The sequence below is a fragment of the Actinoplanes sp. NPDC051494 genome (assembly GCF_044454705.1).
In the GTDB taxonomy this organism is placed as follows: Bacteria; Actinomycetota; Actinomycetes; order Mycobacteriales; family Micromonosporaceae; genus Actinoplanes.
Genome location: NZ_JBITDZ010000010.1, coordinates 37448 through 59518, shown reverse-complemented (window position 1 = coordinate 59518; position 22071 = coordinate 37448). Strand labels below are relative to the sequence as shown.

Below are 22071 nucleotides of genomic sequence, written 5' to 3'. Positions count from 1 at the left end.
GGCGAGGAGGACATGACCGAGCAAGCACCGGACCGCCTGTGGTCCGGCATCCAAGTCAGCAAGGTCGTCGCGGGTACGCTCGCGGCGGTGACCGCCGCTGTGCTGGGCTCCTTCCTGGGAGTCGCCGGCACCCTGGCCGGAGCGGCCATGGCCAGCGTGATCGGCTCCGTGGGGACGGAGCTCTTCAACAACTCCCTCAAACGCGGCACCAAGCACCTGGCGACGGTCGCGCCCACGTTCGTGCGGGCCCCGGCCGCGATCGGCACCCCGACGGTGGCCGCCGCGACCGAGGAGGAGAACCCCGCGCACACGGTTCCCGAGGACGACCAGGGCACCTCGTCCTCAGCCGCGGCCGCCCGGTCGATCCGGTGGAAGCCGGTCCTGGTCGGTGCGGCGGCGGTCTTCATCGTCGCCATGGGCGCCATCTTCGCGGTCGAAGCGGTCGCGGGTCAGCCGCTGTCCCAGTTCACGACGGGGCACAGCACCGGCAGCGGCTCGACGATCGGCAGCCTGAGCAGCGACAACAAGGACGACGACAAGGACTCCGGGCCGGCCGTCACCACGTCGACCTCACCGTCCGGGGCACCCGCGCCGGACGAGAGCGGTGACCCGGCCACCGACCCGTCGGCAGCGGCCAGCACGGCACCCAGCGACGGGGCCAGCTCCTCGCCGGCGCCGGACGCGACGACCGGGCCGACCGCCGACCCGACCACCGGCGCCCCCTCGGACACCCAGCCGACCGGCGGCACGGGTGACCAGACCGACAGCGGCACGGGCACCGGTGACCAGAGCGACAGCGGCACCCAGCAGGACAGCAGCACGCAGCAGGACAGCAGCAAGTCCGGCGGGCAGCCGGCCCCCGCAGCGACGGAGTAACCCGGACCGACCGATGGGAGTGGCGAGATGAACGCGAACGACCTGCTGACCGAGGCCTACGGCCGCCTCCCCGACCTGGTGGAGACAGCCGTCCACGGCCTGACCGCGGAGCAGCTCGCCACCCCACCGGCACCCGGCGCCAACACGGTCGGGTGGCTGGTCTGGCACCTCACCCGGGTCCAGGACAGCCACATCGCCGAACTGCTAGGCGAGGAACAGCTCTACGCGTCCGGCGACTGGGCGGCCTCGTTCGGCCTGACCCCTGACCCGGACGACAGCGGATACGGGCACACGGCGGAGCAGGTCGCCGGGGTCCGCCCACGCAGCGCCGAGGCCCTGCTGGACTACTACCGGGCGGTCCACGACCGGACCATCGCCTACATGGCCGGCATCACGGCGGAAGACCTCGACCGGGTGGTCGACAAGGCCTGGGATCCCCCGGTCACGCTCGCCGTCCGCCTGATCAGCATCCTCGACGACGACGTCCAGCACGCGGGTCAGGCCGCCTACGTCAGGGGCCTGATCTCCTGAGGCGGTCGATCGCGGCCAGGATGTCGTCACCCGGAACCCCGACCACCCGGGCATGACCGGCACACCGGTCACAGCGAGCTGAAGAACGCCCGGACGTCCGCGGCGAACAGGTCCGGCACCTCCATCGCGGCGAAGTGGCCGCCGCGGTCGAACTCCGACCAGTGCCGGATGTCGTACGACCGCTCGGCCAGCGGTCGTACCGACTGGGTGATGTCGTGCGCGAACACCGCCACGCCCACCGGCACCGGGCACGGCTCGACCCGGCGCGGGGCCTCGCGGGACAGCCGCGCCGAGGACGCCGCGGTGGCGGTCAGCCAGTACAGCGAGACGTCGGTGAGCATCCGGTCGTCGCTGATCGGCGTGCCGGGCCCGGTCCACCGCGCGAACCGCTCGGCGATCCAGGCCAGTTGACCGACCGGGGAGTCGGTCAGCGCGTACCCGATGGTCTGCGGGGTCGTGGCCTGCAGCGCCTGATAGGGCGGGCGGTTCGCCATCAGCTGCCGCACCTTGTCCAACCGGGCCTCGTCCGACTCGGACAGCGTGATGCCGGCCTCCGGCGCCGGCCGGGTCGGCAGATAGTTGACGTGCACCCCGGCGACCCGTTCGGGCGCCACGGCGCCGAGCGCCAGGGAGATGCCCGCGCCGAAGTCGCCGCCCTGCGCGCCGTAGCGCCGGTAGCCGAGGCGGCGCATCAGCTCGTCCCAGGCCCGCGCGACCCGCACGATGTCCCAGCCGCGTTCGTGGGTCGGCCCGGAGAACCCGAATCCCGGGATGGACGGGATCACCAGGTGGAAGTCGCGTGACAGCGGCTCGATCACGTCGAGGAACTCGAGGAACGAACCGGGCCAGCCGTGCGTGAGGACCAGGGCCGGCGCGTCCGGGCCGGCGGACCGCACGTGGACGAAGTGGATGTGCTGTCCGTCGATCTCGGTGGTGAAGTGCGGGAGCTCGTTCAGCTCCGCCTCGTGCCGGCGCCAGTCGTAGCCGGTGCGCCAGTGATCGGCCAGCTCCTTGAGGCGGGCCAGCGGGAACCCGTAGTCCCACCCGGCATCGGTGATCTCGTTGGGCCATCGGGTGCGAGCGAGCCGGTCGGTCAGGTCGTCGAGGTCTGCCTGCGGGACGGCGATGCGGAACGGCGTGATCATGCTCGGCCCATTTCGTTAGTCGCACGAACGTTTATGCGGCTAACGATACCGTATTCGTTGGTGCCCCGAACGATTCTCTAGACTGGCCCGATGGATGAGCCGTGGGAGAGCCTGCCCAGCTGGCTGCTGAACCGGACCGCGGCCCACGCGAGCCGCCTGATCGCCGACGGGTTCACGGCCGTCGGCGCCCGCGGATACCACTACCGACTGCTCGCGACGCTGGCGGAACACGGCCCGGCCAGCCAGGCCACGCTGGGCCGGCGCAGCGGCATCCACCTCAGCGACATGGTGGCGACCGTCAACGAGCTCTCGGACGGCAACCTGGTCGAGCGGGCCCCGGATCCGGCCGACCGGCGGCGCAACGTCATCTCCCTGACCGCCGCGGGCGAGAGCCGGCTGCGGCAACTGGAGAAGCAGCTGGCCGAACGCCAGGACGAGCTGCTGGCTCCCCTGTCACCGGCGGAGCGGGAGCAGTTGACCGGCCTGCTGGCCAAGCTGCTGGCGCATCACCACCAGCGATCCAGCGCCCCCGAACAACCCTGGCAGTGAAAGCGGTGCAGTCGAGATAGAGAAGGAAGCGCCGCGGGGAGCCGCCCACCGCTGACCCGATGGTACGGCTCCCTGGCACCGCTGTCGTCCTCTTAGATCCCTCAGCGGGAGGACGGCTCCGTGATGGGGAGCTTGACCAGGAAGCGGGTGTCCCCCGGCTGCGAGCGGACGATGATGTCGCCGCCGTGGCCGTTGGTCACGATGCGGTACGAGATGTCGAGGCCCAGGCCGGTGCCCTCGCCCACCGGCTTGGTGGTGAAGAACGGCTCGAAGACCCGCTTGCGCAGCTCCTCGGGGATGCCCGGGCCGGTGTCGCCGATCTCGACGATCACCCAGTCGTCGTGGCGGTACGTGTGCACGGTCAGCGCGCCCGCACCGTTCATGGCCTGGACCGCGTTGTCGATGATGTTGGTCCAGACCTGGTTGAGCTCGGCCGGGTGGGCCGGGATCTGGGGCAGGGCGCGGTCGTAGTCCTTGACGATCCTGACCCCGTCGCCGATCTTGTGGCCCAGCATGACCAGCGTGCTGTCCAACCCGGTGTGCACGTCGATCCACTGGTGGGCGGCGCGGTCGAGCTGGGAGTACTGCTTGGCGGCCAGCACCAGCGACGAGACCCGCCCGGTGGCGTCCTCGATGTCGCTCATCAGCTGCTCGGTCTCGAGCGCGTAGGCGATCCAGTGGATGGCCTGGTCGAGCAGCTCAGGTTCCTGCAGCTTGGTGGCGATGTCCTGGAGGCAGTCGACGTCGAGGCCGCCCTGGGCGAAGACCGGGGCGATGTCCCAGGCGCCGGTGACGTCGTGCTCCTCCATCCAGTCGCCGAGCTCGTCCTCGCGGTCGGCGGTCTGCATGGCGGTCAGCGCGGGGGCCTTGGCGGCCCGCTCGATGACGTCCTCCTGCAGCTCGACCAGCGCGTCGAGACGCTCCGGGGCGACCTTGCCGGCGGCGAGCATGCCCAGCTTGTGGCGCATGCCGGCGACCCGTTGGCGCAGCGCCCCGGTGGCCCGCGACGCGGCCGCGGCCGGGTTGTTGAGCTCGTGCATGAGGCCGGCGGAGAGCTGGCCGAGCGCCATCAGCCGCTGACGCTCGCTGATCATGGCCTGGCTGCTGCGCATGCCGAGCGCGAGACCCTCGAGCAGGTGGATCGCCATCGGGAACCAGTCGCGCATCATCTGGCCGAAATCGTCGGCGGCCATGACGAAGAAGTCGGTGTCGTCGAGCGCCCGCGCCGACGTCATGTACTTGCGTTCGACGCCCTCGTCCCGGATGTAGGCCTGGACCGCGCCCATGTACACACCGCGCTGCTCGGTGCGGTTGGTCTGCACGTCGTCCTGCCCGATCCGGCGGGTCAGGGCGATGGTGCCGCTGAGCAGCACGAGGAACTTGTCGGCGGGGTCACCCTCACGCAGCACCAGCGAGCCGGCCGGGGCGTGCATGGTGCAGCTGTGCTCGGCGATCCAGGTGAGCTGCTCGTCGGTCAGCTTCTCGAACAGGAACAGCGTCTTGAGCTCGGCGGGCGTCAGCTTGCCGGGTTCACAGGGCGCGAGTGTGACTTCCTCAGCCGCGATGTCGGACATCTACTGTGCCTCCAGGTAACGATGGACCAGCGTGACGGCCATCGCGCCCTCGCCGACCGCCGAGGCCACCCGTTTGACCGAGTTGGCCCGGACGTCGCCGGCGGCGAAAATGCCGGGAACACTGCACTCCAGGTAGAACGGATCGCGGTCGCGATCCCATCCCGCCGGACGGGTGCCGTTTTGGAGCAGATCCGGCCCGGTGTAGACGAAGCCCTTGCCGTCGCGGGCGACCGCCCCGTCGAGCCAGTCGGTGCGTGGTTCCGCGCCGATGAAGATGAACAGGTAGCCGCACTCGACGCTGGCCACCGAGCCGTTCTTGCTGTCACAGATCGTGATCGCCTGCAGGTGCCCGTTGCCCTCGGCGCCGACCACCTCGCAGCGGGTCCGCACGTGGATGTTCTCGATCTGGTTGAGCTGCTGGATCAGGTAGTACGACATGGAGGCCTCGAGCGAGTCACCGCGCACGAGCAGGGTGACGCTGCGGGCGTACCGGGAGAAGAACAGCGCGGCCTGCCCGGCCGAGTTGGCGCCGCCGATGATGTAGACGTCGCTGCCCGCGCAGGACGGGCCCTCGGTCGACGCCGAGCCGTAGTACACACCCGAGCCGGTCAGGCCGGCGATGCCGTCGGCGACCAGCGGGCGGTAGGCGACGCCGGTGGCCAGCACGATCGAGTGCGCGGAGACCGCGCCGCCGTCGGCGAACGTCAACGTCCGGGCCGAGCCGTCGGTACGCAGACCGGTGACCTCGCGCGTGTTGAGCACCTCGGCCTCGAACTTGCCGGCCTGCCGGCGAGCCCGGTCGGTGAGCTGGGAGCCCGAGATCCCGTCGGGGAACCCGAGGTAGTTCTCGATGCGGGAGCTCTGCCCGGCCTGTCCGCCGACCGCCGTACGTTCGATGAGCAGGGTCTTGAGGCCCTCGGAGGCGCCGTACACCGCTGCGCCGAGCCCGGCCGGGCCGCCACCGACGATGATCAGGTCGTAGAAGTCCCGTTCAGGCGCGGTCGACAGGCCCGCCGCCTCGGCCACCTCGAGGGTGGTGGGATTCTGCATCGCCCGGCCGTCCGCGGTCACCACGAGCGGGATCGACTCGGGACCGACCCCGGCCGCCTCCAGCAGGCGCAGGCCCTCCGGCTCGTCCGCCGAGAACCATTTGTACGGCACCAGGTTGCGCGCCAGGAAGTCCCGGATCTGGTACGACGGCTCGCTCCACCGGTGCCCGACGACCCGGATGTCGGTGACCTCGCGGTCGCCGGTGGCCTGCCACGCGTCGAGCAGCGCGTCGATGATCGGGTACAGCTTCTCCTCGGGCGGGTCCCACGGCTTGAGCAGGTAGTGGTCGACGTCGACCACGTTGATCGCCTGGATCGCCGCGTCGGTGTCCGCGTACGCCGTGAGCAGGGCCCGGCGGGCGTTCGGGAACAGGTCCATCGCCTGCTCGAGGAACTGGATGCCGTTCATCTGCGGCATCCGGTAGTCGGCCAGGATCACCGCGACCCGGCCGCCGCGCAGTTTGAGGTCCTTGAGCGCGTCGAGGGCGTCGGTGGCCGAGGCCGCCCGGATGATCCGGTAGTTCTCGCCGTACCGGCGGCGCAGGTCCCGGGCGATCGCCCGGGACACCGAGGGGTCGTCATCGACGGTCAGGATCGCGGGGTGGCCCATGAATTCAGTTCCTCTGACTCAGCCGTAGGTGAAGGTGGGGGAATCGGCGACCTTGAAAGCCACGGTGTCACGGAAGCACCACCACCAGTCCTCCCCCGGCTCGTACGACTGCACGAGCGGGTGGGACTCGGCGTGGAAGTGTGCGGTCGCGTGCTTGCCGGGCGAGGAGTCGCAGCAGCCGACGTGGCCGCAGGTCATGCAGACCCGCAGATGGACCCACGTGCCACCGCTCGCGAGGCATTCCACGCAGCCCTGCCCGGACGGCTGGACGTCCTGGGCCTCGTCGAGATGGGTGCAGACAGCGGAACTCATGTCGTCTCCAGAAGGTCGGAGTATTCGTCGTGCCGTTCGACATACCCGATGACGAACGGGCAGCTGACCTTGACGGGGGTGCCCCGCCGGCGGGCGTCGCGCAGGGCCGCGGAGGCGAGCCGGCCGCCCAGGCCACGCCCCTCGAACGCCTGGTCGATCTCGGTGTGGGCGAGCTCGACCGCGTCGCCGTGCCGGCGGTAGTGCAGCATGCCGGCGATCTCGCCGCCGAGCACGACCTCGTAGCGGGAATTCTCGAAGCTGTCCACGACCACGGCGTCACCGGGGTCGCCGCCGCCGACCTGGGCGCTGCCCTCGACCCGGAGTTTGCGGCGGGCCCGCTCGTAGAACGACGTGCGACCGAAGCGGATGACCTGCGCGGCGGCCGGGACCGGGATGATCCGCAGCGTGTCGCCGGGGGCCGCGTAGCCCTGGATGATGCCGTCGACCTCGATGGCGAGCCGGCCGCTGGTGGCCGCCACGTCGAGCTCGAGCTGCTCGTCGGGCGAGAGCATCAGTGAGCGGTTGAACGACGAGTGCGCGGCGGCGGCGCTGACCAGCAGCCCCTCGACGTTCGGCGAGACGATCGGGCCGCCGGCGGAGAAACTGTAGGCGGTCGAGCCGGTCGGGGTGGCGACGATGACCGCGTCGGCCGCGTACCGCACGAAGTTGCTGCCCTCGACGTTGATGCCGACGTGGGCGAGGCCGTCGCCGGGGACCCGGACCAGCGCGATGTCGTTGAACGCGGAGACCTCTTTGCCGTCGGGCAGCACCGTGCGCACAGCAGTACGCGACTCGATGGTGAACTTGTGCTCGTCGATCGAGGAGAGCGCGCCGGCGAGGTCGGGCAGGTCGACCTCGGCGAGGAAGCCGAGCCGGCCGACGTTGACGCCGAGGACCGGGGTCTTGCGGCCCTCGACCAGGCGCATGGTGCGCAGCATGGTGCCGTCGCCGCCGAGGCTGACCAGCAGCCCGGCCCGCTCGACCATCTCCTCGGTGGAGACCGCCACGGCGTCGCAGTCGATCCGGGTGATCTCGTCGTGCAGACCGAGCACCGTCACGCCCCGCGACTGGGCCCAGCTCACGATCGCGTTGATCGCGGAGCCGCAGTCGCGCCGCGGGTGCAGGACGAGCCCCACCACCTTGATCATGCCCATGTCCCGACACACCCCACGCTCATCGAAGCCCCGACGTCAGCGTTCAGCCTTGCACGTCGGCCCGGGAACGGCGAGAGCCCCGGAACCGGTCCCGGCGTGTTCCCTCCGGCAACATTCTTGACAGATTGGTTATACATCGACAAGCTCCAATGAAGAGAGCGCTCTCCTTCCCCGCATCCCCAGCTCAGCGGAGGGACAACTCCCCCATGTCAAAGGTCCTCACAGCGCTCGGCGGCACCGCCGCGGCGCTCACGTTCGCTGCGGGCGTACCCGTGGCGGCCCACGCGGCGGAACCCGCCCCGGCGCCCGCCTCGTCCCCCGGGTTCGCCATGACCCCGGGCATGGTCGCCGCCCTGGAACGCGACCTCGGCCTCAGCGCCGACGAACTCTCCGCCCGGCTCGCCACCGAGGCCGCCGCCCCGGTCATCCAGCGGAGGCTGACCATCGCGCTCGGTTCCGCGTACGCGGGAGCCTGGATCGCGGACGGTGACGACCGGCTGACCGTGGCGGTGACCGACAAGCGCAAGGCCGCGCAGGTCCGCGCCGAGGGCGCGGTGCCCAAGCTGGTGAGCCGCAGCACCGCCGACCTGAAGGCCGCCCGGGCCGGGCTCGACCGCAACGCCGCCCGCGCGAAGGGCGGTGCGATCCACGGCTGGTACATCGACGTCGAGCGCAACACCGTCGTGGTCACCGCGGCCCCGGGTTCGGAAGCCGCCGCGCGCACGTTCGCCGCGGACAGCGGAGCCGGCAGTGTCGAGGTGCGCACCGCAGCCGAGGCACCCCGCACCGTGTACGACATCCGCGGTGGTGACCAGTACGTCATCAACGGCAACACGCTGTGCTCGGTCGGCTTCTCGGTCGCGGGCGGTTTTGTCAGCGCCGGGCACTGCGGCGGCGTCAACAGCCCGACGCTCGGCAACAACAACGTCGCGCAGGGCACGTTCGCCGGGTCGAGCTTCCCGGGCAACGACTACTCCTGGATCCGTACGAACAGCAACTGGACGCCGCAGCCCTGGGTGAACAACTACGCGGGCGGCAACGTGCTGGTCTCCGGTTCGCAGGACGCCGCGATCGGCAGCTCGATCTGCCGCTCCGGCCGCACCACCCAGTGGCGCTGCGGCACGTTGCAGGGCCGCGAGGAGACGGTCAACTACGCCCAGGGCGCGGTGTACGGGCTGAGCCGGATGAGCGCGTGCGCCGAACCCGGCGACTCGGGTGGCTCGGTCATCTCCGGCAATCAGGCCCAGGGCGTGACCTCGGGCGTGACCGGCAACTGCACGAGCGGCGGCACCACGTGGTTCCAGCCGGTCAACGAGATCCTCGGCGTCTACGGCCTCTCGCTGACCACGTCGGGTGGCGGCACGGCCGGTTCGCTGGTCAGCAGTTTGAACAACAAGTGCATCGACGTGCCCAATTCGAACTTCTCGGACGGCGTACTCGTGCAGATGTGGGGTTGCAACGGCACCGGCGCCCAGCGCTGGATGGCGGTCAACGGCACACTGCAGACGTCGAACAACAAGTGCCTGGACGTCGCGTGGGGCTCGACCGCCAACGGCGCGGCCATCCAGATCGTCACGTGCAGCGGCAACCCGGCCCAGCAGTGGGTGCTGTCCGCGGCCGGCGACCTGGTGAACCCGCAGGCGAACAAGTGCATCGACATCAAGGACCAGAGCGCCGCGGACGGCGCGAAACTGCAGCTCTGGGAGTGTGCCGGCACGGCCAACCAGAAGTGGCGCAGGGCCTGACGCACCCTTCAGGGGTGGTCGTCCGGCCACCCCTGTTTAGGGGAACTTTAATGATCTCCTTAATTAAGCCCGGCCGCAGTTAGGACTCCTAATAATTACGGGATCCCCGCTCATCCCCCGTACTGAAGGCAGTCCCCCACATGCGTCGCAAGCGAACACTCATCCTCTCCGTCGCCGCCGTGGTGGCCGCGGCGGGGACCGCCTGGATCGCCATGCCGGCCTCCGCGGCCGCCACCACGGCGGTCTTCTCGAAGACCTCGGACTGGGGCACCGGATGGCAGGGCGAAGTGGCCATCACCAACGGCGGCCCGAGCGTCATGTCGTCCTGGAAGGTCGAGTTCGACCTGCCCACCGGCGGCACGATCGGCAGCTTCTGGGAAGCCGACATGACCGCCAGCGGCCAGCACCGGACCTTCACCAGCCGCTCCTGGAACGGGAACGTCGCCGTTGACGCCACCACGAAGTTCGGCTTCGTCGGCTCCGGCGGCACCCCGCTCAACTGCCTCCTGAACGGCAAGCCCTGCGGCGGCGGCGCGGCGGTCACCGCTGCTCCGACCACGGCCCCGACGGTGCCGACGACCGCGCCCCCCACGGTCGCGCCGACCACTTCTTCTTCCGCGACGAAGGCTCCGACCACCGCGCCGACCAAGGCTCCGACCACGACGCCGCCGACGGGCAACACCAGCCCGCCGCCCGCCTCCAACGTGCTGCCGGTCAACGTCACGAACAACACCGGCCGTACGGATGCCGTCTTCCTGTATCTGCTGGGTGTCAACCTGACGACCGGCAAGCTCGGCTATGTCAACAGCGCCGGCACCTTCACCGCGTGGACCGGCGGAGCGTCCACCCCGGTGCCCGCCCCCGACGTGTCGATCCCCGGCCCGGCCAACGGCGCGAGCACGACCATCAAGATGCCGAAGAACCTCTCCGGCCGCCTCTACATGTCGTTCGGCAAGAAGCTCGACTTCCGGCTCACGAACGACGGCCTTGTCCAGCCCGCACCCTGGGCCGGCGGCGACCCGAACCACGACATCCTGTTCGACTGGAGCGAGTTCACCCTCAACGACTCCGGCCTCTGGCTCAACAGCTCCCAGGTCGACATGTTCGCGGTCCCGCACATCGTCAGCGTCCAGGGCGGCGACGGAAAGACCAGCAAGACCGGCGAGGTGAAGGCCGGCGGCCGCAAGAAGGTCATCGACACCATCAAGGCCCAGCCCGACTTCGCCAAGAGCGTCGTGACCGGTGCGGACGGAACGGTCCTGCGGGTGCTCGCTCCCGGCAAGGCGGCGGACGCCGGCCTGATGAGCGCGACCTACCTGGACCCGTACATCACCAAGGCCTGGAACGCCTACACCGGCAAAACTCTGACGGTGGTCCCGTTCGGCGACCAGCCCAACACCAAGTTCTTCGGCAAGACCGCAGGCAACATCATGAACTTCACGGATGGTACGGGCAAAACGGTCGCGTCCTTCACGAAGCCGTCCACCGCCAACGTCTGGGGCTGCGACGGCGCCCTCGGAGCCCCGAACGACCTCGTCGTCGGCCCGATCGCCCGGACCCTGTGCGCGGCGATGCAGCGCACCACCCTCGGCACCCTCGACACCCAGCCGAGCGGCACGGCGGCCGACTTCTACAAGGGCGAGCCGACCAACCACTACGCCAAGGTCATCCACGACCAGATGGTCGACGGCAAGGCTTACGCCTTCGCCTTCGACGACGTCCAGAACCAGGAATCCCTCGTCCACAGCGGCGACCCCCGCCAGGCCGGCATCATCATGACGGCCTTCTGACCAACCTCACCAGGGGTGGTAAACCGGCGCGTCGTCCCCACCAGGACGGCGCGCCGGACCCGTCTTCGGCGCCACTACTTGAGATGCACTTCGAGGTCGTCGACGGTCCAGCCGGCCTGGCGAAGGATGGACCGCAGCGTGCCCGGCGCGAGAGAACGATGCAGAGGCACCATGACAGTACGATCACCCGATCGGTACTTACCATGGCTGCCTCGCGTGGAGACATAGCTGAAGCCTGCTCGCTCAAGCGCCTTGGCCACCTCGGGACCGGACAGGCCATGAGGTACGGCGGGGCTCATGCGATACGAACCTCCACCAGTGCGGTCATCACCTCGGTGATATCGGGGGCGGAGACATCCTCGAAGTAAAGCTCGAGGGCCTCGCGAAGGTTGTCCACCGATTCCTCGACGGTTTCACCCTGGCTGGTGACCTCAACCTGAAGGCACCTAGCCACATACCATTCACCTTCATGTGTGATCGCAGCCGTCAGGTGCAGTTCACGCGTCATACCCAAAGTCTGGCACGCCGAGCAGCAGTATCCACGAAACCTGGCGGTGAGGGCATCAACACCCACCGGAGCCCCAGCACCATTCCCGCGACATCTAGACATGGGTCAAGTATGCACGCGACCGACATCTATATCAAGCCGGCCGGCGGCACCCCTTCAGCCGCAGCGGATGCCGCCAGTCGCGGGCAGGGTTCACGCCCAGATCCTCCGGCAGGCGGAAGCGGCTCCACGGGAGAACTCCCGCGATTTCGGACCCCGGGCGCGGCCACGCAGCACACCATACCGAGCATCTTCGACACCCAGCCGAGCGGAACAGTCGCCAACTTCCATGCGGGTCAGGGTCCCTGAGTACCCCTTTTCACCGTTTCGATCAATGCTGGAATTTCATCATGCCGGAAGGTTTCCATGGTCACCACAACTCGCCGATCGCAAGTCTCGGCAAGCCAGATCATAAATTGCTCGAGTGATCCGAATTGTTGCCCACCCTCGAGCTCGGCCGGATCAAAGCTGAATTCAATCTCTTGCAGGTCGAAGAAGAAGCAGTAGAACCATATCTTCCCTACACGAATACCGAGCCGAGCCGAAACATCATCCCCCTCACCCTTCGAGACGAAGAGGCCGCGCACCGAGAAATTTTCCAGTCGGCACGGTTCGCCATTCACGTCGAATTGATAATCCCAAGGCGCTTTCACGGCAGCCTGAACCAGTCGATCCCACACGGACAGATCCACACCGAGGACGCACACATCACGCAGGGATCCATCGGCTTCAAAGTCCTCCTCGCGGTAGCCGTCGCTGACCTCGATCAGGCCCATCACAGGAAACCTTCGAAGGTCATTCCGCCACCGCGCATGCTCCACCTGGCACCGATACCGTTACCCATTCTGATGTCAAGCTGGGATCCACCGTAGTGTGCCGGAGCCCCGTGCCTGACAGTCCGAGAAGCATTCGGGTCGGTCAAGATTTCTTGGAGCAAAGTGTCACCGACTTCGTTGCGTTCTTGGTTGGTATTCGTGCTGTAGTCGTACTTGTCTCGTTGCGCCTGGGGCCGGTTCGGAGCGGAGTGCTTCTGGATACCGCGTCCCGCCGGGGACAACTTGCTCGGCGAGCCACCACCAGTCGCGAGTTTGTAGAGATCGTCCGGACCCGCATTGTCGAGTCCACAGTTATGTACGAGTACCGGGGAACTCCCAGCAAGCACATAGTACGTGTGGAGTTCAGCAACGGTGAGATCATGCATGTCCTGCGCACCGCGGAAGTCGCGTACTTCCGACACCGTCGTCCGGAGAATTCCCGAGTGCAGTGTGTTACCCGACGCCAAGTCGGAGGCGCTGACCCAGGTGCCGGTCGTCGAGTTCCAGAGTTTGTGATGCCGAGTGGTGTGCAAGACCGCCTTGCCGCCACGTCGGGTCTTCACCGTCAGGTCGGTCAGGTCGCGGTCGTGGTTGACGTGGGCCGCTGTGACCAAGCGGGAGCCGGTGAGGCCGCTTGCCGGGTCTGTTGCACGGACCCGATCGCCGATCTTGACGTCCTTGATGGGCTTCGTGGTGCCGTCCGCCATCACGACATGGGTGTCCGGCGTAAAGCTTTCTCCAGTATTTGCCTGGGATCTGACCGGGCAGGATGTGCTTCCACCGGAGTCATTCGCATCGCGTCTTGCCAGTGGCGCGTTCAAATCGGAAGGACCGCCGACGGCCGGAGTAGACCTGGATTGTTTGGCTGGGACCGACTTAGACGGGGAGATGTCGGAGCCTCGGGGTGGTGCTCCGCCGGCCGGGCTTGCCGAGTTCGTCTTGGTGGGGGTGGCGCCCTTGCTGGTCTTGCTGCCCTTACCCAGGCGGCCGGGGATGAGGCCGTCGGTTACCGCGCTGATGGCTACGGAGGTCAGGTCTACTTTGCCGGTGGAGATGAACTGGGTTACCGCGTCGCCTACGCCGGAGGAGATGGCTTCGCTGCCCTTGTTGACCAGGGCTTTGCCTACGGTGTTGGAGGCTAGTTTGGTTACCAGGGGGCCGGCGAACCTGCCAGCGATGGCGCTGCCCGCACCGCCACCGAGGAGGCCGGTCACCGCTCCTACGCCTACCGATTGGAAGGCGTCCCCCCAGTTCTTGATGTCTCCCTTGGCCGCGTCCTTGGCTACGTTGACCAGGGCCGCGGCGCCGACCATGCAGGCCACCGTGCCTACCCCGGCGGTCATCGCGGAGCAGGCCAGACCGCCGATGATGCCGGCTCCCAGGGCGGCTACCTCGATGAGGAGGGCCTTGTGGTCCTTGGCCCACTTCTTCGCGTCACGGATCGCCGCGGATGGGTTGGTCACCGCTTTGGTGGCTGTGGCGGCGACCGCTTTGCCCGCGGCGCCGGCTCGTTTGATGCTGCGGTCGACGGCTTTCGAGATGCTCTTCTGCTGCGCGCCCACCCATTTTCGGCCCTGCTCGACGCGCCTGCCGAGGTCGCTCTTGACCTGGGTGAGAGCTTTTCGCACGTCGACCCGGGTCAAGGCGGCGGTGGCCACGGGAGCCGCGATGGCCACCGCTGTCCTGAGTACCGGGGCGACCTTCCGCACCGCCGCTTTGAACGGCTGGGAGACGGCCTTCTTGAAATCCTTGAAGGACGGCCAGTGGCCGGTCGGGTCCGTGACCAGCAGGGGATTGTTGTCCCCATAGACGAAGCGGTTGGCCGTCACCGGGTTCGGGACCGGGCTGTTGGTGGCCGAGTCGCGGGAGTCGAACTGGCCGGTGTCGGGGTTGTACCAGCGGGCCATCATGTTGACGCGGCCGGTGCTGGTGTCGGTCCATTCCTGTTGGTAGCCCAGGGAGCCGGCCATGCCGCTGGTGTTCAGCACCTTGCCCAGCGGGTCGAATGTGGTCGAGCCGAGCAGAGCCGTGCTCGTGCCGGTGAACTGGCCTACCTGGTCGGAGTGCTGGTCGGTCCAGGAGTAGCGGGCGCCGCCGCTGCTGACCGTGCCGAACAGGTCGTCGGCCGGGTCCCGGATGTAGGTGGTCGCGCCGTCCGTGGCCAGGGTGTTGCCGAGGCCCGAGTAGCTGAAACCGGTGCGTATCAGGCGGCCCAGGGCGTCGTACTGATAAGTCTGGTTCTGTTGGCCCAGGGTTTCGCCGAAGGCGTTGGATCGCGTTGCCGTGGCGGTGGTGCCGTTGACGGTCTGGGCGAGGGTGCCGCGAGCCGTATAGGAATAGGTGGTGCCGTCACTGGAAGTGGCCAGTTGGTCGCGGGCGTCGTAGGTGAAGGTCTTGGTGCCGGAGCGGGTGCGGTTGCCGGCCGCGTCGTATTCGTAGGGGACCGTGGTGACGCCGTTGTTCCAGGACGTGAGCTGGTCGGCCAGGTCGTAGGTGTAGGAGTTCTCCGTGGTCCCGCCGAAGCCCGTGGTGGTCTTGTCGGTCAGGTTGCCGTTGATGTCGTAGCCGTAGTCGATGGCGGCGACTTCCTTGCCCGCCGGGGTGTGCAGCTGATCCCGGGACATCCGGCGGAACGCGTCGTATTCGTACGTGCGGACGTTGCCACCGGCGTAGCGGGCCGCCGTCGGCTGCGACAGTGAGTTGTAGCCGTACGTCGTGGACAGGGCCGCGTTGGTCAGCGTGCCCAGGCGGCCGGCCGTGTCGTACGTGTATGCGGTCGTGCCCGCCGCGTCCGCACGCCCGGCCAGCTTGCCGTCCGGGTTGTAGGTGAACGTGCCCGCGCCGGACGGGCCGGCCGTGGATCGCAGCAGGCCGCGGTCGTCGTAGGTGAACGTGTCGGTGCCGCCGGGGGCCGACGCCGTGGTCATCCGGCCGTCGATGTTGTAGCCGAAGACCCGGTCGGCGGTGGCCACCTCGGCGCCCGAGCCGGTCTGCCGGACGATGTTGCCACGGGCGTCGTACTCGTAGGCCGTGGTGACGCCGCCGGGTGAGCGGTCGGCGGTGACCTGGCCGGCGGCGTCGTAGACCCGGCTGAAGGTGCGGTCCGCCGGGTTCGGGAAGCGGGTGGTCGACGGCTCGATCACCGATTCGGTCAGATTCAGGCTGTTGTACGTCGTGATGAACGCGTTGCCACGGCCGTTCGTGAATCGGGTCCGGTTGCCGAGCAGGTCGTATCCGAAACTCGTCTGGATCGACTGGGTGGCCGACGTCGGTTGTTTCTCCGAGACAAGCAGGCCCGTCGCGTCGTACGCGAACGTGGTGCGGGTGCCCTTCTCGTCGATCGCCGCGGTGGTCTTGCCTTCCAGGTCGTACTCGGCGAACGTGCCGGCGAGGTAGTCACCGCCGGCGGCGATCTCCCAGGTCTCGACCGGATGGCCGGCCGCGTCGAACGCGGTGCCCTGCTCCGTGCCGTTCGGCAGGATGGTGACGTCCTGACGGCCGAGGGCGTCGTAGAAGAGCTTGGTGACGCTGCCCGCGCCGTCGGTGGACGTGACGACCTGGCCGGTGGCGTTGTAGGTCTTCGACGCGGTCACCCCGGCCGGGGTGCGGACCGTGCCGGGCCAGCCAGCCGCGTTGTAGCTGTACGTCGTGGTGTGACTGGTGTTGTCCTGCCGGACCACCTCGGTGCTGGTGAGCGGCCGGCCCAGGTAGTCGTAGGTCGCGGTGTCCACCCCGCCGCCCGGGTCGGTGGTGGAGAGCCGGTCACCGAGCAGGTCGTACGTGTGCCGGGTGACCGCGCCGCCCGGGTCGGTCCGGGTGGCCAGGTTGCCGAGCTGGTCGTACGCGTACGTGGTGGTGCGGTTCAGTGCGTCGGTAACGGTGTGCAGCTGGCCGAGCGCGTCGTAGCTCCGGGTCACCTGTGGGTTCACCGGGGTGCCGCCGGGCGGGATGTAGCTCGGCAGCCGGGTCGCGGTCACCCGGTCGGCCGCGTCGAACGTGTGCGCGGTGACGAAGCCGGCCGGGTTCTTCTCGTCGACCGCGTTGCCGAACGTGTTGTACCCGGTGGTGCTGACCGCCCGGGCCTTCACCGGGGTGCTGCCCCCGGATTCGGTCTGGACGGCGGGGGCGCTGACCGTGACGGGACGGTCGGCTTCGTCGTACGTGTAGTCGGTGGTGTCGCCGTTGGGGTCGGTCGTGGCGAGGACCAGGCCGCTTTCGTCGAGGCGGTAGGAGGTGCGGATGACCTTCGCGGTGCCGCCCGGGCCACCGCCGTCGCGGGCCGCGGTGACCTCCGAGGCGGTGAGGGCTTTCTGGTACAGCTGGACGTCGTCGAGCTGGCCCTGCCAGAAGTCGACGACATTGCCGTTCCATCGACCGGCGCCGACGGTGAGACCGCCCGACGCCACGAACGGCCGGATGCCGGAGTCGGTGTCCTCCAGGGTGCCGTTGACGTAGAGGCGCATGGTCTGGGCGCTCGCGTCGTACACGCCGGCGAGGTGGGTCCAGGTGCCCGCCGCCGGTGCCGACGTGGACGTGGAGCCGATGGAGCCCGGTGACAGGGAGTCGGATTCGCTGGTGATGAACTTCCAGCGGTTCGCCGGGCCGTCGTAGCGCAGCTCGAACGCGTTCTGCTTGAGGCCCTCCGCGCTGACCGCCTGCCGGGTCTTGCCGGTCGCGCCGAGTTTCACCCACGCCGACACCGTGAAGCTCCGGGAGCTGTCCACCGGGGTCGCGCCGCTGGTGAGCCGGCCGTCGGTGCCGTTGAGCGTGGCCGCGCCGGAGCGTTCCGCCGAGAACGTCACGCTGGAGCTCGGGGTCAGTGCACCGTTGCCGACCTCGTCGCCCGCCCGGCCGCCGGTGAGCCCGTCGAGGCGCCAGCGGGCGGCCCGGTCGGCGCCGGTCAGCCACAGCGACTCCGACGTCTGGTTGCCCGCGGCGTCGTACGCGTAGCCGATCCTTTCTTGCACCGCCCCGGTCCCGGCCCGGCGGTTCGTGGCCAGCAGCGCGTCGTCGGGGTTGTACTCGAACTCGGTGATCCGGTTGACGCCGTCCGGGTCCAGCGCGGACGACGTGGTGCGCCCGGCCCGGTCGATCGTGTACGTCTCCAGCGTCACGCCGTTGTTCGTCTTCTGGCTGAGCAGGTTGCCGTCGCCGTCGTAGGTGTTCTCCTCGCGGGTGAACGAAGCACCGGTGGACGGATCGCGCCGGCGGATCGCGGCGGTCAGCCCGTTGTCGGTGTACGTGTACGACGTCACCCAGTTCATCGCGTCGGTCTCGGTGGCGACCCGGCCGGCCGGGTCGTACGTCTTCGTGCTGACCACCACGTCACGCGGGGCGGAGGGATTGTTCGGGTCGCCGGTCCAGCCGGCCAGGGTGACGCTGGTGAGCTGACCGTTGACGTCGTAGCCGTTGCGGGTCACGCCGCCGTCCGGTTCGGTCTCGGTGACCACGTTGCCCAGCACGTCGTACGTGTACCGGGTGTCGTGCCCGGTGGTGTCGGTGGCGACGGCCTGCTGCCCGTGCTCGTTGTACTCGTAGAAGACCGAGCGCGCCGGATCTCCCCCGCTCGCGTCCAGCACGGTCTGTTCGACGAGGAAGCCGTCGACGTCGTAGCGCATCGCGGTGGACGCCTTGTGCGTGACGCCGGTGACCCGGTTCGTGACCGGTGGCTCGACCTTCCACGAGAGGCGGCTCAGGGCGTCGTACCCGTAGTAGGTGGTTCGCCCGGCGGGGAACGTGGACGTCGTCTCGGTCTCGTCGGTTACGCGGCCGGCCAGGTCGTACACATAGGAAGTGACCTTGCCCGCCGGTTCGGTCTTGCTCGCCACGTCGCCGTTCTTGTAGTAGGCCACGGTCTGTTTCGTGCCGGCCGGCGTCGTGACGACCGTGGGCAGACCGGCCGGGACGAGCCCGCCGCCGACCGCTGCGCCGGTGCCGTCGCTGTACGTCGTCCGCGTGACCCGGCCGAGCGGGTCGGTCACCGCCGTCCGGTTGCCCTTCGCGTCGTACGTCATGGTGGTCAGATAGCGGTCGTCGGTCGCCGAGGTGGACCGCCCGTCGCGCATCGTGAGCATGACGTCGTTGCGCGGGTCGGGGGTGAGCACGGCCGTCGTCGCGTCCGGGAAATACGTGTAGTAGACGGTCGAGCACTTGCCGTCGTCCTGGTCCTGGCAGGTCGCCGACGACACGGTGTTGCCGCGGACGTCGTGCTCCTCGGTGGTGACGCTGCCGTTGGGGTCGGTGGTGGTGCGCAGGAAGCCGCCGGTGTCGTAACCGAACGTGGTGGTCTTGCCGAGCGCGTCGGTCGACGACACCTTCTTGTCGCTGGGCAGTTCGTAGACGTCGGTCAGCCACTTGCCGTTCGGGTCGGTGGTGATGACCTTCTTGACCGGCTCCCCCTCGGTGCGCGCACGCGCCTCGAACTGCGCCCCGACCTGTGCCTGCGACAGCTGCGAGGTGTAGTACGCGACGTCGGCGAGGTAGCCGGGGAAGAAGCCGTTGGTGGTGTCCGCCGCGGGTGACGGCCAGCCGAGCGTGGTGCCCGCACCGAGGTACGGATAGCCCTCGCCGGTCCCCTCCACGGCCCGGTTGACCGTGCCGACCGCGCCGCCGTCGAGGTACAGCGTCTGGGCCCCGGTGCCGGCGGCCAGCGCGACGTGGTGCCACTGCCCGTCGTTGACCTTGCCGGACGTGGTGACCGGGGCGGCTCCCGCGCAGTAGCAGAACTGGCCGCGCAGCTTGCCGTCCGAGCCGACGTACAGCGCGGGCGTCCAGTCGTCGGTGTCCTCGTCCGGGTCGTTCCAGATCTCGTGCGACTGGTACGCGTAGAGCACGCCGCCCGTGGTCGCCCCGGAGTTCATCTTGAACCACATGCTGATCGACACCGGCTGCCCGGCCCGCGGCACGTTCGGGTCGTCGAGCCCGACGTAGGACGCCTCGCCGTCGAAGTACGCGACATGGTCGTTCGGGAACGGCCCCCCGGTCCGGCCGAGCCCGACGTCGCTGAACCAGGCCGGGTTGCCGGTGACCTGGTTGACCGGCTGCCACGTGCCCGACTCGGCGAACCGCCAGTAGTCGGTGGGCCGGGCGGCGAGCACCGCGGCCTGGTAGACCTTGCTGGAGCCGGAGACGGTCGGCTTGCTCAGCTTCCACACGCCGCCGTTGGTGTCGGTGACCGCGCTGACCGTGCCGTCGACCCGGTCGTACTCGATCGCGGTGGTCGTGTTGCCGGAGGGCCGCTTGCTCGTGATCACCGGGTGCGAGTCGGTGGTGCCCGAGAACCGCATCGAGGTGATCTCCTCGGCGGTCAGCGGCCGGTCGAAGTGCGCCGCCTCGGCGAGCGCGCCCTTGAAGAAGCTCGGCGTCGCGGTGCTCGACGGCTGGTCGGGCCAGCCGCCGCCGAGGAAGCCCGCCCCCAAATAGCGGCGGCTCGCACCGGTCAGCGCCGAGATCGACACCGTGCCGGTCTTCGTCGCGGCCTCGGTGCCGTCGAGGTAGAGCCACTGCTTGCTCGCACCGGCGACGAGCACGACGTGGTGCCACCGCCCGTCGTCGACGGCCGCGGCGGAGTCCATCGTCGTGGTGTTCCCGGTCCACAGCCCGCCGTGCAGCTTGCCACTCGTGCCGATGTACAGCGCGGGCGTGTAGCTGTTGGTCGTGGACGTCTTCGTGACCGGGTCGGCGGAGTATCCGAACAGGACACCGCGGTCGCCGGGATTCGCCTTGAACCACAGCGCGACCGACTGGGTGCCCGCGACCGCGCCGAGCTGGGCGGGCAGCTCGACCCGCGAGGACGAGCCGTTGAAGCCGGCCGCGGTGGCCGACGCGCCGACGAGCGGCCCGGGCTGCCCGAGCGCGACGTCGTGGTACCCGGCGGCGTCGACGCCCTGGTTCGCGAACACGGCGCTGGCCGCGGTGGGACCGGACGTCTCGGTCAGCCGCCAGTACGCGTCGGGGCCGGCGTTGCCGACGATCGACGGGTGCTGCGACGCGGAGGTGTGCTCGTAGGCCGTACAGGTGCCGTCGTTGTCCGGCGGGCACACCCGGGTCAGCTCGTCGTCCGGGCCGTAGTGGTACTCGTGGCTGTAACTGGTCGCGGGGTCGTCCGGGTCGAGCCGTTCGGTGCTCACATACCGCACGTGCCAGCGGCCGGAGCCGGTGGCCATCCAGTCGATCCACAGCCTTCGACCGGAGGCGGCGGTCACCGATTCGGTACGCCCGTCAGCGTTGTAGCCGAACGTCAGCGCCCGGTTCTGCACGTCGGTGATCGCGGTGACGCGGTACCGGCCGGTGCCGGCGGCGCGGGCGAACGCGTACGCGGTGCCGTCCTTGTCGACCAGCCGGTAGCCGCCGCTGATCGTGCCGAACGTGGCGAACCGGCCGGCCGGTGGCACGTACGTCCCGTCCGGGTTGCGCCCGAACGCCACCTCCTGCCCGTTCGGGTACGTCACCACGACGCCCTGCAGCACCCCGTTGCGGTCGCGGGACTCGGTCGCCTTCGCGTCCAGGATGCTCGACCAGCCGCCGCCGAACGCGGTCTCCCGCCGCACGTCGAGCGTGTTGTAGAAACGTTCGAGCGCGAGCGCCGGCCCGACCGTCGGCACGGTGATGTCGGTGACCGTGGTCGTGTAGTTGCGGGTGTTCGCCTCGAAGCCCCGCTCGCCGTTCTGCGACAGCCCGGTGGTGACCAGCGGCTGCGGGAAGCTCGGCACCAGCGTGTTGACCTCCTGCGACGTGCTCGTGGCGGAGCCGTCGCCCGCGGTCACCGTCCACGAGTAGGTCTGGCCCCAGCGCAGCACCCCGGACGGCACGGTCCAGCCGCGCGCCGAGATCGTGCCGGAGCGGGAGACGACGGTCCCGGCCGCGTTCGAGACCAGGAACGAGTACGTGACCGCGCCCGGCCCGCCGTCCGGGTCGTTGCCGGTGGCCAGCAGCTCCGGGGTCAACGTCGGCACGGTCGCCCCGCTCGCCGGGAACTGCGCGTCGATCTGCGGTGCGACGTTCGCCGCGGCCGCCGCGAGTTTCGGCGTCCGCGACTGCTTGAGCACCTTCTTGAGCGGGGTTTCCGGCGGCAGCGCGCCGATGCCCCGGCCCTGTTTGCGCCCCGCACCACCGTCGGCCCGGGTCGGCGCACCGGCGGACGGCACCCGGCCGCCGTCCTTCTGCACCGGGATCCCGCGGAAGGCGGCCGCGGAGTTGTACTCCCGGCTCGGCACCGTTGGTTGCGGGGTGTCCGGATCCCGGTTCACCGCCTGCGGGACCACCAGCGTCAACGCGGTGAACATCCCCAGGAATTGCCTGCTCCGGACACGCAGTACCGATCTGGCGGCCATGGCTCCCCGTCCCGTCCTCGGATCGCCCACAGTGGACCTCGT

The 22071-nt window shown here is 69.2% G+C and carries 14 protein-coding genes; 5 read left to right on the top strand and 9 right to left on the bottom strand.

The annotated features are described in order from the left end of the window. Window positions 1-12: 12 nt before the first annotated feature. The gene (locus ACIA6A_RS29705; protein WP_396101220.1) at window positions 13-876 is read left to right on the top strand and encodes a hypothetical protein; all 864 of its coding nucleotides are present in this window, start codon (window positions 13-15) and stop codon (window positions 874-876) included. A 27-nt stretch (window positions 877-903) separates the two neighbouring features. Then, on the top strand, window positions 904-1407 hold the full coding sequence (locus ACIA6A_RS29700; protein WP_396101219.1) for a DUF664 domain-containing protein: 504 nt from the start codon (window positions 904-906) through the stop codon (window positions 1405-1407). 68 nt (window positions 1408-1475) lie between these two features. Here ACIA6A_RS29700 and ACIA6A_RS29695 read toward each other — a convergent pair whose 3' ends face one another. Continuing rightward, window positions 1476-2552, bottom strand: a complete 1077-nt coding sequence (locus tag ACIA6A_RS29695) for an epoxide hydrolase family protein (protein ID WP_396101218.1) — start codon at window positions 2550-2552, stop codon at window positions 1476-1478. Between the two features lie 90 nt (window positions 2553-2642). On the opposite strand from ACIA6A_RS29695, the gene ACIA6A_RS29690 reads away from it, so the two are divergent. Then, window positions 2643-3101, top strand: a complete 459-nt coding sequence (locus ACIA6A_RS29690; protein WP_396101217.1) for a MarR family winged helix-turn-helix transcriptional regulator — start codon at window positions 2643-2645, stop codon at window positions 3099-3101. 101 nt (window positions 3102-3202) lie between these two features. Here ACIA6A_RS29690 and ACIA6A_RS29685 read toward each other — a convergent pair whose 3' ends face one another. Genes ACIA6A_RS29685 through ACIA6A_RS29670 form a run of 4 tightly spaced genes read right to left on the bottom strand, consistent with a single transcriptional unit; the run spans window position 3203 to window position 7794 of the window. Next, window positions 3203-4675 (bottom strand): ATP-binding protein, encoded by a 1473-nt coding sequence (locus ACIA6A_RS29685; RefSeq protein WP_396101216.1) that lies wholly within the window; start codon window positions 4673-4675, stop codon window positions 3203-3205. Next, complete coding sequence (locus ACIA6A_RS29680) at window positions 4676-6334, bottom strand: FAD-dependent oxidoreductase (RefSeq protein WP_396101215.1); 1659 nt, start codon at window positions 6332-6334, stop codon at window positions 4676-4678. An 18-nt stretch (window positions 6335-6352) separates the two neighbouring features. Continuing rightward, complete coding sequence (locus ACIA6A_RS29675; RefSeq protein WP_396101214.1) at window positions 6353-6646, bottom strand: UBP-type zinc finger domain-containing protein; 294 nt, start codon at window positions 6644-6646, stop codon at window positions 6353-6355. Further along, window positions 6643-7794, bottom strand: coding sequence for an NAD(+)/NADH kinase (locus ACIA6A_RS29670; protein ID WP_396101213.1), 1152 nt, complete (start codon window positions 7792-7794; stop codon window positions 6643-6645). The genes ACIA6A_RS29675 and ACIA6A_RS29670 overlap by 4 nt, the downstream gene beginning before the upstream one ends. Window positions 7795-8006: 212 nt before the next feature. On the opposite strand from ACIA6A_RS29670, the gene ACIA6A_RS29665 reads away from it, so the two are divergent. Then, a complete protein-coding gene (locus ACIA6A_RS29665; protein WP_396101212.1) occupies window positions 8007-9545 on the top strand; it encodes a ricin-type beta-trefoil lectin domain protein in 1539 nt (512 codons plus the stop codon). A gap of 140 nt (window positions 9546-9685) precedes the next feature. After that, complete coding sequence (locus tag ACIA6A_RS29660) at window positions 9686-11335, top strand: beta-1,3-glucanase family protein (RefSeq protein WP_396101211.1); 1650 nt, start codon at window positions 9686-9688, stop codon at window positions 11333-11335. A 74-nt stretch (window positions 11336-11409) separates the two neighbouring features. On the opposite strand, the gene ACIA6A_RS29655 is transcribed toward ACIA6A_RS29660, so the two are convergent. From ACIA6A_RS29655 to ACIA6A_RS29640, 4 genes are all read right to left on the bottom strand, one after another. Next, window positions 11410-11634 carry a type II toxin-antitoxin system HicA family toxin gene (locus ACIA6A_RS29655; RefSeq protein ID WP_396101210.1) on the bottom strand — a complete coding sequence of 75 codons (225 nt, stop codon included), beginning with the start codon at window positions 11632-11634 and terminating at the stop codon, window positions 11410-11412. Continuing rightward, window positions 11631-11843 carry a type II toxin-antitoxin system HicB family antitoxin gene (locus ACIA6A_RS29650; protein ID WP_396101209.1) on the bottom strand — a complete coding sequence of 71 codons (213 nt, stop codon included), beginning with the start codon at window positions 11841-11843 and terminating at the stop codon, window positions 11631-11633. Before ACIA6A_RS29650 ends, ACIA6A_RS29655 begins: the two co-directional genes overlap by 4 nt. 335 nt (window positions 11844-12178) lie before the next feature. After that, on the bottom strand, window positions 12179-12658 hold the full coding sequence (locus ACIA6A_RS29645; protein ID WP_396101208.1) for a hypothetical protein: 480 nt from the start codon (window positions 12656-12658) through the stop codon (window positions 12179-12181). Continuing rightward, window positions 12658-21981: a LamG-like jellyroll fold domain-containing protein gene (locus tag ACIA6A_RS29640; protein WP_396101207.1), complete on the bottom strand. Its 9324-nt coding sequence runs from the start codon at window positions 21979-21981 to the stop codon at window positions 12658-12660. The genes ACIA6A_RS29645 and ACIA6A_RS29640 overlap by 1 nt, the downstream gene beginning before the upstream one ends. Window positions 21982-22071 lie beyond the last annotated feature (90 nt).

Coding starts and splice junctions, on each gene's coding strand:
- ACIA6A_RS29670 (WP_396101213.1), bottom strand. CDS start 7,794: ATGATCAAGGTGGTGGGGCTCGTCCTGCACCCGCGGCGCGACTGCGGC.
- ACIA6A_RS29700 (WP_396101219.1), top strand. CDS start 904: ATGAACGCGAACGACCTGCTGACCGAGGCCTACGGCCGCCTCCCCGAC.
- ACIA6A_RS29695 (WP_396101218.1), bottom strand. CDS start 2,552: ATGATCACGCCGTTCCGCATCGCCGTCCCGCAGGCAGACCTCGACGAC.
- ACIA6A_RS29640 (WP_396101207.1), bottom strand. CDS start 21,981: ATGTTCACCGCGTTGACGCTGGTGGTCCCGCAGGCGGTGAACCGGGAT.
- ACIA6A_RS29660 (WP_396101211.1), top strand. CDS start 9,686: ATGCGTCGCAAGCGAACACTCATCCTCTCCGTCGCCGCCGTGGTGGCC.
- ACIA6A_RS29655 (WP_396101210.1), bottom strand. CDS start 11,634: ATGAGCCCCGCCGTACCTCATGGCCTGTCCGGTCCCGAGGTGGCCAAG.
- ACIA6A_RS29665 (WP_396101212.1), top strand. CDS start 8,007: ATGTCAAAGGTCCTCACAGCGCTCGGCGGCACCGCCGCGGCGCTCACG.
- ACIA6A_RS29650 (WP_396101209.1), bottom strand. CDS start 11,843: ATGACGCGTGAACTGCACCTGACGGCTGCGATCACACATGAAGGTGAA.
- ACIA6A_RS29685 (WP_396101216.1), bottom strand. CDS start 4,675: ATGTCCGACATCGCGGCTGAGGAAGTCACACTCGCGCCCTGTGAACCC.
- ACIA6A_RS29705 (WP_396101220.1), top strand. CDS start 13: ATGACCGAGCAAGCACCGGACCGCCTGTGGTCCGGCATCCAAGTCAGC.
- ACIA6A_RS29675 (WP_396101214.1), bottom strand. CDS start 6,646: ATGAGTTCCGCTGTCTGCACCCATCTCGACGAGGCCCAGGACGTCCAG.
- ACIA6A_RS29690 (WP_396101217.1), top strand. CDS start 2,643: ATGGATGAGCCGTGGGAGAGCCTGCCCAGCTGGCTGCTGAACCGGACC.
- ACIA6A_RS29645 (WP_396101208.1), bottom strand. CDS start 12,658: ATGGGCCTGATCGAGGTCAGCGACGGCTACCGCGAGGAGGACTTTGAA.
- ACIA6A_RS29680 (WP_396101215.1), bottom strand. CDS start 6,334: ATGGGCCACCCCGCGATCCTGACCGTCGATGACGACCCCTCGGTGTCC.